At 43.4% G+C, this 785-nt stretch carries 1 protein-coding gene; it reads left to right on the top strand.

Translation table 11 applies throughout. From position 1 onward, the window contains the following. Positions 1 to 25: 25 nt before the first annotated feature. Positions 26 to 785 (top strand): HAD-IC family P-type ATPase (locus FC65_RS10945; protein WP_156408641.1); only part of this gene is annotated, 760 nt, incomplete at its 3' end.

The following is a 785-nucleotide window of genomic DNA, read 5'->3' as shown; positions in this document are numbered from 1 at the left end:
CAAATCAAATAAGGAGTTGCAAATTATGAAATTCCAATTATTTCTCACTAAACATACGAATCAAATTACATTAGTTACGGGGATTCTGATTGTCCTTGGGATGCTCAGTAAATATCTCTTACAATTTACGCTCGGTTACCAAGTCATTTTAGCAGTTGCTTCAATTATTGCCGTCATTCCGATTGCGGTTCGTGCTTGGAGCGCACTTCGGAACAAAGTTTTCAGTATTGAACTGTTAGTTAGTATCGCAGTGATTGGGGCATTCATTATTGGTGAATTCAACGAATCCGCAATCGTTACTTTCCTCTTCTTGTTTGGCTCCTATCTCGAAAGCAAGACCTTGCAGAAGACGCGGACCGCAATCAAAGGCTTGACTGACATGTCACCAACTACCGCAACCTTAGTTACTGATGATGGCACCGAAGAAGTCGACGTTGATGATGTGGACGAAGGTGACGTTGTCCTAGTTAAAACTGGGAGTCAGGTTCCCGTTGACGGGATTGTTGTTGAAGGTAACGGCTACCTTAACGAAGCCTCAATTACGGGTGAAGCACGCCAAATCAACAAGCAACTCAAGGACTCGGTTTACTCCGGAACAATGGTTGAAAATGGCTATCTGAAGATCAAAGCGACTCAGGTTGGCGACGACACGACTTTTGCCAAAATTATTGAATTGGTCGAAGAAGCTCAAGATACCAAGTCCAAAGCTGAAAAGTTCATCGACCGCTTTGCTCAATATTATACGCCTGCCGTCCTCGTTTTAGCAGTCTTAGTCTTCGCCTTCT

Source organism: Ligilactobacillus acidipiscis DSM 15836 (assembly GCF_001435755.1).
GTDB lineage: Bacteria > Bacillota > Bacilli > Lactobacillales > Lactobacillaceae > Ligilactobacillus > Ligilactobacillus acidipiscis.
This window is presented reverse-complemented; position numbering and strand designations above follow the sequence as displayed.